Genomic DNA, 13,677 nt, shown 5'->3' on the forward strand with positions numbered 1-13,677 from the left:
TAGCGAACCGCCGTCCGTCCACGAGTCCTTCTCAAGGATTGGTGGTTGACTATCGTTGAGTTTCCCTCCTATGAAGGATATCAATTCTTGAAGTCCCGTATCCGCCAGTTCAAGAAGAATGGAAAGCCTGAACTACAGCACCGGTTTATTTCCTGACAATCAACATTTAAACTTTAAGGCTACATAGATAGGAACAAAGCAACCCAGGCATCTTTTGGACCAACTTTACTTCGTCCGAAAATGATTTCTAGGAATAAGATATTCCATGAATGGAAAATTCACAATCCGTAGGACATCCTAGGTCCTCGAAAACTTTACGCGCGGCAGCATCGACCGGCAGGAAAACCGCGATCTGCGGATATAAACGGCTGCCTGCAGAAATAGAAATCTGTCTGTAGCGAATGGGAACAAGCTCGCCGGAGCTTTCGATTCTGGCTAGTATGGTTTGCACATGATCAATTTCTTCCCCTGCATCCAGCACATTCGGATATTCGTCCACGTTATATTTCTGGAATTTATGAAACAATTTTTGATACCACGCATCGTAACGGGAAAGTATGTGTTCTCGCTTAAACGCATTTATCCCGTTTTTGGCGTGTGCTTCCCACTGCTCGAACGAAGCTTTATCGAAAGTTGAGCGGGACCGGATAGGCAAATCGGAATTAAAATGTAAATCAATCCTGTTCATTAATCCATCGTAATTACGGTCCAATGGGATATCGAACAAATGGCGAAACGGCTCGTTAACCCCCTTGATATCCTGTGTGTGTGTTACAATCATCGCAGGAAAAGGAATGCTTCTCATCGTTAGATGCGACCATTCCAATGCACGCTCCAGCGCCCGTCCCTCCAGTTCAGTCTGGATCGGAAGGTAACCGGCTGCCATTAGCAGATCGTTACGCTCGTCGGAAGTACAATCAAGATATTCTGCAATATTTATGATCATCTGACGATCCGGTATGCGCCGGGAACGCCCAACCAGCAGATTTTTATACGATGGAAATGCCTCGTCGTTCAGCTCTTGTTGGGTAAATCGTTTTAAGTACGGGTGAGGCCGGTCGGCAAGCTCGTGCTGGCGTTTCATCCGCAACGCTTCGATCTCTCCGATTACGATTTTAAGTCTGGAATTCTCCGTAGTAGGTATATCCATCTTCTCTCCCCCTCTTTATGAAGTGTAGTTCTGCACTTGGGATAATCATTTAGTTAAATTATACTCCTCAATGAAAACGAAAGTCATCTAATGACGCATAACGAATGGAGGAGATACAATATGATTCGTGCCATAGTAGTTGATCCGCTTGCTCCGTCACATTTGGCGTTCAAGGAAGTTGAAGCACCACAGGCCCAGCCTTGGGAAGCACTCGTGCAAGTGAAAACCGTCTCTCTTAATCGCGGAGAAGTGAAAGACGTCAAGGAGCAGGAAGCATCTAGGCGCCCCGGCTGGGATTTCGCCGGAATTGTCATCGAGCCGGCCAAAAACGGTGCAGGTCCGCAGAAAGGGGCCCGGGTTGTCGGTTTGCTCCCGATGGGAGCTTGGAGCGAGCAGGTTGCTGCTCCCGTGTCGATGTTGGCCCAAATCCCGGACAAGCTCACTTTTACGGAAGCGGCTACCTTACCCGTAGCGGGCCTGACGGCGCTTTATGCACTTAGAAAAGGCGGCATGCTGCTCGGAAAGCGCATTTTCATTACAGGATCTACTGGTGGGGTTGGACTGTTCGCTCACCAGCTGGCGGCACAGTCCGGCGCATACATTGTAGGTACGGCCAGCACGGAAGAGAAGGCCGAGCTTGTTCGAGAGGCGGGAGCTGAAGAAGTTATCATTGGATATTCGGCAATTTCATCAGCCCACCAATTCGGTCCGTACGATCTGATCATCGATTCGGTAGGCGGGGATACACTGGCTGCCTTGCTGCCGCAGCTTGCGCCGCAAGGCATTTGCGTTGCTTTAGGATTTTCCTCTTCAAATATCGCGACGATTGATATGAGTAATCTGGTGACGAGAGGAGGAAGAACATTGTACAGTTTCTTTCTCGGAGACGAACTTAATCGTCAATCAGCTGCGGACGATCTGAGCTTGCTGGCCGGATTGGTCGCAGATGGGCGGTTAACGCCACGGATCGAAGTGGAGACGCCTTGGACCGAGATTGACAGCGTGGCCCGCAGTCTGATGGAACGGAAATTCTCAGGAAAAGCCGTGCTTCACTTGGGTTAATTGGTAAAAATATTTGATCATCAGCATGTAACCCTGATTCTTTGCCGAAGATATAGCTAATATCGCAAATCTTTCGCACACGATTCATGTGGAGTGTTGCGCACTGTTAGTGCGTTAGGAGTAGAACGCAATTAAAGTCATCTCAAAGCCTATAAAGTCGTGTTAAAGCCTAAAGTTGTGTTACAAGCCGGGCGAAATTCAGGTATCCACTCCTGTTTTTCCTCGGTTTTTTTATTGAATCAGGGAGGAGCTTCAACTCGTCAACATAGTCTTTCTTCTGTTTAGTACGACTTTAATTGCTTTTGGGTCCCGATCTACATATATTCCTACCGTAACATCAAAAAATTGCGGAATTAATTTAGAAAATGTAAATAAAGTAAGATAATAGCACAGTAAAAATCTGTGGCATGTCTCATGGGAGCGCTACAGATAAATAAAGAAACAAGGAGGTTTGAAAATGACTAATAAAAGGTTTTCTTTTAAGCCCCTATCACTTTTGCTAGTTCTAGTAGTATTTCTATCTACATTTTGCGCAGCCTTACCGTCAGTAAACGCAGCCGCTAGAGGGACATGGGCTCCAAATACGGCATATGCAGTAAATGACACAGTAACCTATAGTGGAAGCACTTATACCTGTCTTCAGGCACATACTTCTCTCGTAGGTTGGGAACCGTCCAATGTCCCTGCTTTATGGCAGAAAGGCGGTAGCGGCGGAACTACGCCACCAACGACACCACCGACAACGAACGGAGTAACATTCTATGCAGATATAAACTATGGAGGTAAAGCAGTGACACTCGGAATAGGGAATTATACACTGTCTCAGTTGAACGCAAACGGAATTCCGAATGACTGGATGTCGTCTCTTAAGGTTCCAAGCGGTTGGACGGTTGAAGTATATGAGAATGATAATTTTGGAGGAACCAAGTGGACCTTTACTTCAGATTCTTCCTGGGTTGGCAACACGATCAATGACAAAATGTCATCGGTCAAGATTTATACGGGTTCACCACCTCCTACAGTAACAAAGCCTGCCGAGGTTCCAAGCCATATATGGACATATGTCATGAATGCGGACAATGCCTATGGGAAAGGCGGAGATTTTGCTTTATTGCTAAGTGCTGTTATCAAAAAGGAAAGCAGCTTTGGAGCAGGTTTACCAGGTAGTCCATCGGCCGGCGACGGATTGATGCAGGTAGAACCAAACACACGCAATGCGTATTTATCTCAATTCAGCTCAAAATTTGGCCGTGCGTATAATCATAGCAGTGAACAAGATCAGGTATATCTGGGCGCGTTGATTTTAAATGAGAAGATTACGAAGTTTGGAAATATCTACAACGGATTATTACACTACAACGGTGGAGATAACTGGTATCCGGGAGCTACGGATTCTTATGGCCGTCCGATTCTGGCAGATCAATATGCAGATGCAGTTTACGCTACTTATAAGGGCTATGGCGGTAAGAATTAAGGTGTTACATTGATAGGTAAATTGAAAAATAGCGAGACGTGGAAGGATTTTCTTGTTGAGTGGAAGCGGCTTATTTAATTTGAAAGGGCATGAGTTACCAAGCAGATCATTGCTTGCATAACCCAAGCCCTTTTTTCTTTATCAGGTTTTCTTCGACTACTAATTAGGCGCCAAGGAACATTTTTATGTCATCTTCCACATTGGTAATGCCGCCGATCCCGAAGTTATCCACGAGGACTTTGGCAACGTTAGGCGACAGGAATGCAGGGAGCGTAGGGCCCAGATGAATGTTTTTAACGCCAAGATATAGCAGGGCAAGCAGCACGATCACCGCTTTTTGCTCATACCAGGCAATGTTATAGGAAATCGGCAGATCATTAATATCCTCAAGGCCGAATACTTCCTTCAGCTTCAATGCAATCACGACGAGGGAGTAAGAATCATTGCATTGACCAGCGTCCAGGACCCGCGGAATACCGCCGATTTCGCCTAGATCCAGTTTATTGTATTTGTATTTGGCACAGCCTGCAGTTAGAATGACCGTGTCTTTTGGAAGTTCAGCCGCAAAATCGGTGTAATAGTTGCGGGATTTCATCCGTCCATCGCAGCCGGCCATGACGAAGAAGCGCCGGATCGCCCCGGATTTCACGGCATCAACGACTTGATCGGCCACGTTCATCACAGCGGCATGAGCGAAACCGCCGATGATCTCACCCGTTTCAAGTTCCGTTGGAGCTGGGCATCCTTTCGCTTGCTCGATTAGTAGGGAGAAGTCTTTGGGAGCACCGTCTGTTCCTTCTGGAATATGGCGGACACCCGGAAACCCCGTGTTGCCTGTTGTATAGATACGGTCCTTATAACTGTCTTTCGGCGGAACGATACAGTTGGTCGTCATTAATATCGGCCCGTTAAAGGCTGCGAATTCGCTATTCTGCTTCCACCAGGCATTCCCGTAATTGCCTACAAAATGCTCATATTTCTTGAATGCCGGATAATAGTGGGCAGGCAGCATTTCACTGTGCGTGTACACGTCCACGCCGGTTCCTTCCGTCTGCTTTAGCAGCTCCTCCAAATCCTTCAGATCATGGCCGCTGATGAGAATGCCGGGTCGGTTGCTTACCCCGATATTAACCTTCGTAATTTCCGGATTTCCGTAAACCGAGGTGTTCGCTTCATCAAGCATCGCCATGGCGTTGACGCCGTATTTACCGGTTTCCATCGTCAAGGCGACTAGATCCTGCACTTCAAGGCTGTCGTCAAGCGTGGCGGCAAGCGCTCGGCGCATAAAACGGTTTAATTCGTGATCATCCTTCTCCAGATGCAGCGCGTGGTACGTATAAGCAGCCATCCCCTTCAAGCCGTAAGTAATCAATTCGCGCAGCGAGCGGATGTCTTCATTGCGGGTCGAGAGGACACCCACCGTACGTGCTTTTTCATCAAAAGAAGCTTCGTTATCCGCTTGCCAGACGGCAGCATCAGGGAGATTGGCGGTTCCTTCCGGAAATTGTTCGTTATAATAGGTGCGCACCTCGCCGCGGAGCTCGATCGCTTCCCGGATTCTTCCCACAAAAACCTCGCGGTCAAAGTTGGCGTTCGTAATCGTTGCAAACAAGGAGTCCATCACAAACAGCGATACGCGCTGTTCAAGCACCTCCGGCAGCCGGACATCCAGACTGAGAAAAGAGATACCTTTCAGCAGATAAATCAGCAAATCCTGCAGGTTTGCCACATCATGCGGTTTGCCGCATACGCCGACAATGGTGCAGCCTGTTCCTTTGGATGCTTCCTGACATTGAAAGCAGAACATGGACGGCTGATGCTGTAAGCTCTCTTGGGCGTTATTATTCATGATTTCTCCTCCAATTTTGTGATTATTAGTCGTAAGGTCAGTAAATGATTGCCTCGCAATTGGACTGTTGAAGACAGTATACTTCGCTCCCACAACCGACATAGTGATTGGAATCACAATTTTTTGAGTAGTGAGTTTAATCACAAACCCGGTCCGTTTCTTCTTTTAAACTGGAATTAATGACCTAAGAAGAAATGAGGAGAGAACATGTCGATTTTGCCTCAAAAGAATGAACTGGGATTTTTCGAGATCCGTCTCGAATCCATCGGCGGGCTTGGCGCCAATCTGGCCGGAAAAATGCTGGCCGAAGCCGGGGTCACCGGCTCCGGACTTAACGGTTCGAATTTTTCCAGCTATGGTTCGGAGAAAAAAGGGTCGCCGGTGAAGAGCTTCGTAAGGTTCTGCGATCCCGAGGTGGAAATCCGCGATCACAGTCCCATTGAGCAGCCGCATGTCGTCGGCGTATTTCATGAAGCCTTGTATAAGACGATCGATGTCATAAGCGGATTACAGCCTGATGGAACGGTGCTTGTGAATACGGCGCGAGCGCTGTCCGAAGTGGCCATTGATCTGAACATGACCCAGGGAACGCTGGCCGTAGTTGATGCGCTGAACATTTCCGTTGAGGAAAAAACCAAAGTGAATACGGCCATGCTTGGGGCTTTGTTCCGGATTTGCAGCTTTCTAGACCCGGACGATATGCGGCAGGTGATCCGCACAACATTTGAGAAAAAGCTGCCCCACCTCGTGGAAGCGAATGTGCGGACCTTTGACAGAGGATATAACGAAGTCCGGTTCCTTTCCTTGGGAAACGGCTCAGCGCTTATAGACCCAATCGCTTTCGCAAGACCGCAGCCGATTCTTGGATATGAAACGCAGGAGCTGGGCGGGATTCTGAACGTTACGGCGAACAGTGTCCTGAAGGATCTTAGCGGCTCCCGGCAGGGATATTTGCCAGAGTACAAGATCGAGGACTGCATTCACTGTGCCGCCTGCGATACGGTATGTCCGGATTTCTGCATCGTGTGGGAGACGAAGCCGGATAAGCGCGGGAATATGCAGATGTTTATGAAAGGTATCGATTATCAGTATTGCAAAGGCTGCCTGAAGTGTATCGAAGCTTGTCCGACCACCGCTTTGGCTGCCCTGTTAGAAGAACCGCATTATGCGGAGCAGCACCGTGTGCCGCAATCGTTTCCCTATTTAACTGCGGAGGGAGTCCGATCATGAATATGCAAATTCAAGAAACAACGGAGAATAAGCTGGCGGCCGCTCAAACGGCAGTCTTCGAATCGGGCAACGAAATGGCTGCCATGGCGGCTGCCCAGATTAACTATCACATTATGGGTTATTTTCCGATTACGCCTTCTACGGAAATTGCCCAATATCTCGACATGATGCGTACACGCGGCGAACATGACATCAAGCTGATTCCCGCTGACGGCGAACATGGATCGGCGGGGATTTGCTACGGTGCGGCCGCAGCCGGAGCACGGGTATTCAACGCTACCAGCGCGAATGGTTTCCTGTATATGATCGAACAGCTTCCTGTGCAGGCGGGCACACGTTTCCCGATGGTCATGAATTTGGTGACGCGTGCAGTCAGCGGACCGCTCGATATTCGCGGTGACCATTCGGATCTTTACTACGGTCTGAATACCGGCTGGGTGATTTTGACCGCCCGTTCACCGCAGGCCGTGTATGACATGAATATCATGGCGCTGCGAATCGCGGAACATGAAGACGTGCGCCTGCCGGTCATTGTAGCTTATGACGGGTTTTTTACATCGCATCAGAAACGCCGGGTACACATATTTACCAACCGGGAAACCGTTCAGGGGTTTGTAGGGGAACAGGCGCCTGAATATCCACATGTGCTGGACGAGAACAACCCGATCGTTGTTGGGGCTTATATGAACGGCGACGATTTGATGAACAACCACTACCAACAGTCAAACGCCATATACCGTGCGGGCGAGGTATTCAAGGAAGTGGCAGAGGAATACGCGGCTTTGTCCGGAAGATCCTATTCGCCGCTTGATCTATATCGAATGGAAGACGCAGAGGTGGCTTTATTCCTCCTCAATTCGGCGGCCGAATCCTCCAAAGACGTCGTGGACCGACTGCGGGCGAAAGGAATTAAAGCAGGCATAATCAGCCCGAATATTCTTCGGCCGTTCCCGGCAAGAGAAATCCGCGAGGCGTTGACAGGTGTCAAAGCGCTGCTGGTTGGCGAACGTGCCGATTCTTACGGCGCACACGGAGCCAATCTGACCCATGAGGTCAAAGCGGCCCTACAGGAAATCCGTGGTCCGCAGCCGATTGTGCTGTCGCGCATATTCGGACTTGGGGGGAAAGACTATTACGCGGATGACGCGGAAGCTTTTTTTGCCTTGACGATCGAGGCCATGGAGCTCGGTTATGCCAAAGTTCCGTTTGATTATTACGGCCAAACACCGGGAGCTGAGGAGCAAAGGCTGCAGCCGGTCATTGCCCCGATGAATGGAGACAGCTTTAAATCTGGCCTGATCACCGTAAAGGTAGATGAAGGGACAAGTAAACTATCCGTTAAAGTGCCGCCGATGCGGGCGCTAGCCGCGAAACCGAAACGGTTTGCTTCCGGTCACGGAGCCTGCCCGGGCTGCGGTATTTTCCCGGCGCTGGAGCTCTTTTTCAAAGGGATTGAAGGCCATGTCGTTACTTTATTCCATACCGGCTGCGCTTATATCACAACAACGGGTTATCCGTATAACTCGCATAAGCAGAGCTTCATTCATAATTTGTTCCAGAACGGACCGGCTACTTTATCCGGCACGGTAGAGGCGTTCCTTGAGAAGAAACGCCGCGGGGAAATCGAAGTTCCCGAGGATTTCACTTTTGTGATGGTGACCGGCGACGGCGGCATGGACATCGGGATGGGTTCGGCCATCGGGACGGCGCTGCGGGGCCATAACCTGATCATTCTGGAATATGATAATGAAGGCTATATGAACACCGGTGCACAGCTTTCGTATTCTACGCCATTAGGGCATATGACCAGTACGTCCGGTGTCGGCAAACAGCAGCAGGGCAAAGCGTTCCATCATAAAGATACGGTGCAAATGATGGCAGCGGCACATATTCCATACGTATTCACGGGGACGGAAGCATTTCCGCAGGATCTTGTGAAAAAGGCGGCCAAAGCGCAGTGGTACGCTCAGAATGTAGGTACCGTCTACGGCAAGCTGCTGATCACATGCCCGCTGAACTGGAAATCGAGCGACAAGGATGGGGAGAACATCGTCCGCGCGGCCGTGAATTCAAACTTCTTCCCACTGTATGAAGTAGAGCAGGGAGAAACGAACATTACGTACGATCCTGAAGCGAAGAAAAAACAGGTGCCGCTCAGCGACTGGCTGAAATATATGGGCAAATCAAGGCATCTGCTCAAGGAAGAAAACAAAGAAATGCTTGGCGAATTTGAAAAAGAAGTGGAGCGGCGCTGGTCGATTCTGAAAGCGAAACACGAGAACCCGCTGCTATAATATATTCAATTCAGCATACCAGGATTACAACAACGGAGCGGGCATTGTCCCGCTTCTTTTTTTGTTTAGGTATTGGCGTATCGTTATGACTATGGAGAACTATAACCCAAGAGATGCTTTTTAAGTTATAATAATTAAAAATTTGTGAAAAAACGGTGGGAGGGTTGATCATGCAGAGATCCTGGTACAAGCGTCTATTGCTCTCCTATATGCCCATTTTTGTTATTGTGATTACCTTTATATTTTTTGTTTTCTTTCAGTTGTTCAGCGAACAGAGCCGGCGGGAGGCGCTTAACGCCAATAAATCTCTTTCCTTGCAAGCGATGCGCATGGTGGACACGTCCCTGAAGGTGATCGACAATATGATCGTCCTCGAAAGCATCAACAGCAAGGCTTTGAATGATTTTTTCAAATCATCTGCCGTTGGCGATCCATATATTAATATTCAAGCTGTTCAGAAGCTCAAGGAGATTATTAATTATTATCCCTTGATCGATTCGATTTATCTGGTGAGGAATTCGGACGGCTATGTGCTCAGCAATGCCACGAATGGATACGTAAGTACATATCCGGATCGTGATTTTATCGAGCAATATCAATTATCGAAAACGCCCAAATGGACAGGCGCGAGAAATTTCGAACAATTTAAAATGAAGGGCGGCAAGCAGGTGGTCAGCCTGGTCAGAGGATCGCCTTACATGAAAAACGACTTAGGCATGATCGTTGTCAATGTGAGCACGGAATCCTTGAACAAGCTTACCGAAGAGATGCTGGATTCCAACATGAGCTTCATTCAGGTTCAGGATACCTCCGGAAATCATTTGTTCGGCACCAAAGCGGATCGTCCGCCATCCCAAGTCAATTCCCAGTATGTATCAAGCTATACGAATTGGAACTATGGAAGCGGTTTGTTGAACAACGGTTTTGTAAGCGCTGTCTCTTATCTCTATAATCTTTGGTTTATCATAGGTCTTGGCATGATTGCCATCGGCTTCATATGGATGATTTATGTTTCCAGGCGAAATTCCAAGCCCATTGAGGAGATCGCTGCCCGTTTCAGCAGCTATTCGCTTCCGGTGGTGAGCAGTAACCGACGTAAGGGGAAGCTGGATGAATTCGCGTTTATCGAATCCGCCTTTGACAACATACTGGAACAATCCAAGGAATATCAGGAGAAATACCGGGAGGATCTCCATGTGAGGACCCGGTTTATGTTCCGCCAGCTGATCGAAGGGGACTCGCCCCTATCTGTATCCGAATGGAAGTCTGAAGCGGCTCGACTGAATTTGCCGCTGCCACTGGATCGATATCGTATGCTCATCCTGGAGATTGATAAGTACGGGGATTTCTGTCGGGATTATTCCAAGACCGATCAAGATCTGCTTAAATTCACTCTGCGGACGGTCGTGGATGAGATCGCTTCGAAATGGGACTGCAAGCTGTGGTCGGAATGGACATCACCTTCCAACCTGTCCATTATTCTGTTTGAAGAACGGGATCAGGACAAGTTTGAGGAGGCCGTACTGGTTCCGATTGCGGAACAAATCCTGGCATGGACGCACCAAAACTTGAAATTTACAATTACGATGGGAATGGGTCGGTCGACAGATCAGATTGGCGATATTCCGCAATCCTATAAAGATGCGATGCAAGCCTTAAAGTATAAAATCGTGCTCGGTGAGAATCGTTTGATCCGCAGCGAGGATATTTCGAGCCATGGCATTGTCGAGGTTTATACGCATTTAGGTGAGATTCGTGCCATTATCCAGTCCTTCAGAATGCAGAAGGAGCAGTGGAGCGAGGATTACGATCAATGGTTTGAACAGCTGAAGAACAGCCTCTTGACCAATGATGAAATATTCAGCCTGATGAATTATCTGGTTTATTACACCGGCCGCGAAATGTCGGGACTCGGCAAGGAAATTTACAACAAGTGGACACAGGAGGGATTGCCGAAGCTGACGGTTAAGGTAGATAATTCCCATTCCCTGGAACAGCTGAGACAGGAAATCAAACAAGTGCTGACGGAGCATTATGAACAGATGAAGCAGATTCATAATGACAACCAATACTCCAGCATCATTAGAAACATATGCGATTTAATTGAGCGTGACTATGCGAATCCGGATCTGTCCCTTGAAATGCTGGGCGATCGGCATCAGCTGAACGCCAAATATGTGAGCAAATTGTTTAAGGAAAATACCGGACAAAGGTTCGTTGATTTCCTTATTGATATCCGTATGAAGGAAGCGAAGCGGCTGCTGACGGAAACCGATTATTCCGTGCAGGAGATCGCAGAGCGGGTCGGATATGCCCATGCTATTTCGTTTACCCGCGTTTTCAAGAGGACGGCTGGAGTTACCCCGGGCGAATACAGGAATGGCCGGAAGGCCAAGGAACGGGGAGAAAATGATTCAGCAGTAGAAAACGGTTAAGGCGGCGATCATGGATCGCTGCCTTTTTTGATTGAGAATGAACCCGTTGTTAGGTCGTTCCGTCCGTCTGGAATGAACCCTGATTCGCTTTCTATGAGTAGGCCCAGGCGAAAATGGTTAGTCGATTTTATTTTTGTTTCTTGTTGCCGGGCGTCGTTGTTGTATACACTCGGTTTACATCGCAAGGACCTGAAAGTAGGAATGGACGAAAGGAGTTAACCCGCATGCCGAGACTGAACGCTAGGCTTCAAACCGAACCAAGCCTGGAACCGAAACCTCCCATAATATTAAAAGCGCTGCCAGAAGTGAAGAAAGGAAGGTCCAGAGGAAAACAAATTAAGCGTCATTGGCAGTTGTATCTCGTTCTCTTGTTACCCGTTCTTTATTTGATTATTTTCAAATACATACCGATGGCCGGTATTGTAATCGCATTCAAGAATTATAACGTCATCCAGGGAATCTGGGGCAGCGACTGGGTCGGACTGAAATATTTTCGCCAGTTCTTCGATTCGCCGAACTTCTGGCTCTACATTAAGAATACGCTTGGCATTAGCTTCTACGGATTGATTGTAGGCTTTCCCGCACCGATCCTGCTGGCACTCGCGCTGAATGAAATCCGCAACGGCCTATTCAAGAAGACGGTACAGATGGTTTCATATGCCCCTTATTTCATATCTACGGTGATTATGGTTTCGATCATTATCGTCAACTTGACGCCAAATGTGGGGATGATCAGTAAATTTTTCGAGATGCTTGGTATGAGTAATACGAATTTTATGGGTATACCGGGCCTGTTTAAGTCCATTTACGTCTGGTCCGATGTTTGGCAATTTACAGGTTACGGAGCGATTATCTACATCGCGGCACTATCCGGCGTTAACCCGGAGCTGTACGAATCAGCCAAAGTAGATGGCGCGTCCCGCATCCAGAAGATTCTGAACATCGATATACCAAGCCTTATTCCCGTATCGGTCATTCTGCTCATTCTCAATCTGGGCAACATCATGAAACTAGGATTTGAAAAAATATACCTGATGCAAAATCCGCTTAATTTAAGCACGTCGGAAGTCATATCCACTTATGTGTACAAGGTTGGTTTGCTGGGCTCCAGCTTCAGCTTCTCAACGGCGATCGGTCTCTTCAACTCGGTCATCAATCTTATTCTGCTGGTGTCCGTCAATTACATCGCCAGAAAGCTGTCGAACAGCAGCTTGTGGTAGGCCTGTTCTACGCAGCCAGTAAACAATAGCAACTTTGGAAAGAGAGGAGACCCTATGTTCAAAAAAGCCGCTATACGTGAATCGAAAGGCGACCGCCTATTCATGTTCTTGATCTATCTGTTCTTGACCCTGGTTCTTATTGCCGTAGCAGTACCATTAATCTACATCGTAAGCTCGTCCTTCAGCTCGCCTCAGGCAGTTACATCGGGGAAGGTTTGGCTGTTTCCCGTAGATTTTACGCTGGACGGCTACAAGGCGGTATTCAATAATCCGCAGATCGGCGTCGGCTATCTGAATTCCCTCTTTTATACCGTTGTCGGCACCCTCATCAATGTTACGCTCACGATTATGCTGGCTTATCCGCTGGCGAAGAAGTCGCTTTACGGCCGCAATTTCTTCATGGTTCTGTTGGTGATCACGATGATGTTCGAAGGAGGACTGATTCCTTATTACCTCGTCGTTAAGAATCTCCATCTGCTGGATACGCGGTGGGCCATGATTTTACCGGGGGCACTGGGGGTATTCCAGGTTATCGTTGCAAGGACGTTTTTCCAAACCACGATTCCCGATGAATTGGCGGAAGCCGCGGAGCTGGACGGATGCAGCGACATCCGGTTCATATTCAGCATTGTCCTGCCGCTGTCCAAACCCATTATTGCGGTCATGACATTGATGTATGCAGTCGGGCATTGGAATGCTTATTTTGATGCACTGATCTTCTTAAGGAGTCCTGACTTGTTCCCGCTTCAAATCATTCTCAGAAACATTCTAATTCTGAATTCGGTCGATGCTTCCATGATGGCGGATGTGAGCCAGATGCAGGCGCAGCAGGGGCTCAAGGATTTGCTGAAATACTCCTTGATCGTTGTTGCGAGCTTGCCTGTGCTTATCATATATCCTTTCGTCCAGAAACATTTTGTCAAAGGCGTCATGATCGGCTCGCTAAAGGGCTGATCATGACAG

9 protein-coding genes are annotated in these 13,677 nt (G+C 48.2%); 7 read left to right on the forward strand and 2 right to left on the reverse strand.

Translation table 11 applies throughout. The annotated features are described in order from the left end of the window. Nucleotides 1-247: 247 nt before the first annotated feature. Nucleotides 248-1,150: a hypothetical protein gene (locus GYMC10_RS04975; RefSeq protein ID WP_012819140.1), complete on the reverse strand. Its 903-nt coding sequence runs from the start codon at nucleotides 1,148-1,150 to the stop codon at nucleotides 248-250. Between the two features lie 120 nt (nucleotides 1,151-1,270). On the opposite strand from GYMC10_RS04975, the gene GYMC10_RS04980 reads away from it, so the two are divergent. Further along, nucleotides 1,271-2,212, forward strand: coding sequence for a zinc-binding dehydrogenase (locus GYMC10_RS04980; RefSeq protein ID WP_012819141.1), 942 nt, complete (start codon nucleotides 1,271-1,273; stop codon nucleotides 2,210-2,212). Between the two features lie 457 nt (nucleotides 2,213-2,669). Then, the gene (locus GYMC10_RS04985) at nucleotides 2,670-3,686 is read left to right on the forward strand and encodes a carbohydrate-binding protein (RefSeq protein WP_012819142.1); all 1,017 of its coding nucleotides are present in this window, start codon (nucleotides 2,670-2,672) and stop codon (nucleotides 3,684-3,686) included. A gap of 163 nt (nucleotides 3,687-3,849) precedes the next feature. On the opposite strand, the gene hcp is transcribed toward GYMC10_RS04985, so the two are convergent. Continuing rightward, nucleotides 3,850-5,535, reverse strand: a complete 1,686-nt coding sequence (hcp, locus tag GYMC10_RS04990) for a hydroxylamine reductase (RefSeq protein ID WP_049788670.1) — start codon at nucleotides 5,533-5,535, stop codon at nucleotides 3,850-3,852. A gap of 207 nt (nucleotides 5,536-5,742) precedes the next feature. Between hcp and GYMC10_RS04995 the strand changes: the two genes are divergently transcribed. The 5 genes from GYMC10_RS04995 to GYMC10_RS05015 all read left to right on the forward strand — a co-directional run bounded on the left by GYMC10_RS04995 (nucleotide 5,743) and on the right by GYMC10_RS05015 (nucleotide 13,668). Next, the gene (locus tag GYMC10_RS04995; protein ID WP_012819144.1) at nucleotides 5,743-6,765 is read left to right on the forward strand and encodes a 2-oxoacid:acceptor oxidoreductase family protein; all 1,023 of its coding nucleotides are present in this window, start codon (nucleotides 5,743-5,745) and stop codon (nucleotides 6,763-6,765) included. Then, nucleotides 6,762-9,059, forward strand: coding sequence for a thiamine pyrophosphate-dependent enzyme (locus tag GYMC10_RS05000; protein WP_012819145.1), 2,298 nt, complete (start codon nucleotides 6,762-6,764; stop codon nucleotides 9,057-9,059). Before GYMC10_RS04995 ends, GYMC10_RS05000 begins: the two co-directional genes overlap by 4 nt. A gap of 170 nt (nucleotides 9,060-9,229) precedes the next feature. Further along, nucleotides 9,230-11,494, forward strand: a complete 2,265-nt coding sequence (locus GYMC10_RS05005; protein ID WP_012819146.1) for a helix-turn-helix domain-containing protein — start codon at nucleotides 9,230-9,232, stop codon at nucleotides 11,492-11,494. 224 nt (nucleotides 11,495-11,718) lie between these two features. Beyond that, complete coding sequence (locus GYMC10_RS05010; RefSeq protein WP_009593427.1) at nucleotides 11,719-12,714, forward strand: ABC transporter permease; 996 nt, start codon at nucleotides 11,719-11,721, stop codon at nucleotides 12,712-12,714. A gap of 54 nt (nucleotides 12,715-12,768) precedes the next feature. Next, on the forward strand, nucleotides 12,769-13,668 hold the full coding sequence (locus tag GYMC10_RS05015) for a carbohydrate ABC transporter permease (protein WP_012819147.1): 900 nt from the start codon (nucleotides 12,769-12,771) through the stop codon (nucleotides 13,666-13,668). Nucleotides 13,669-13,677: the final 9 nt, after the last annotated feature.

It is taken from the genome of Paenibacillus sp. Y412MC10, from assembly GCF_000024685.1.
GTDB classification, from domain to species: domain Bacteria; phylum Bacillota; class Bacilli; order Paenibacillales; family Paenibacillaceae; genus Paenibacillus_AQ; species Paenibacillus_AQ lautus_A.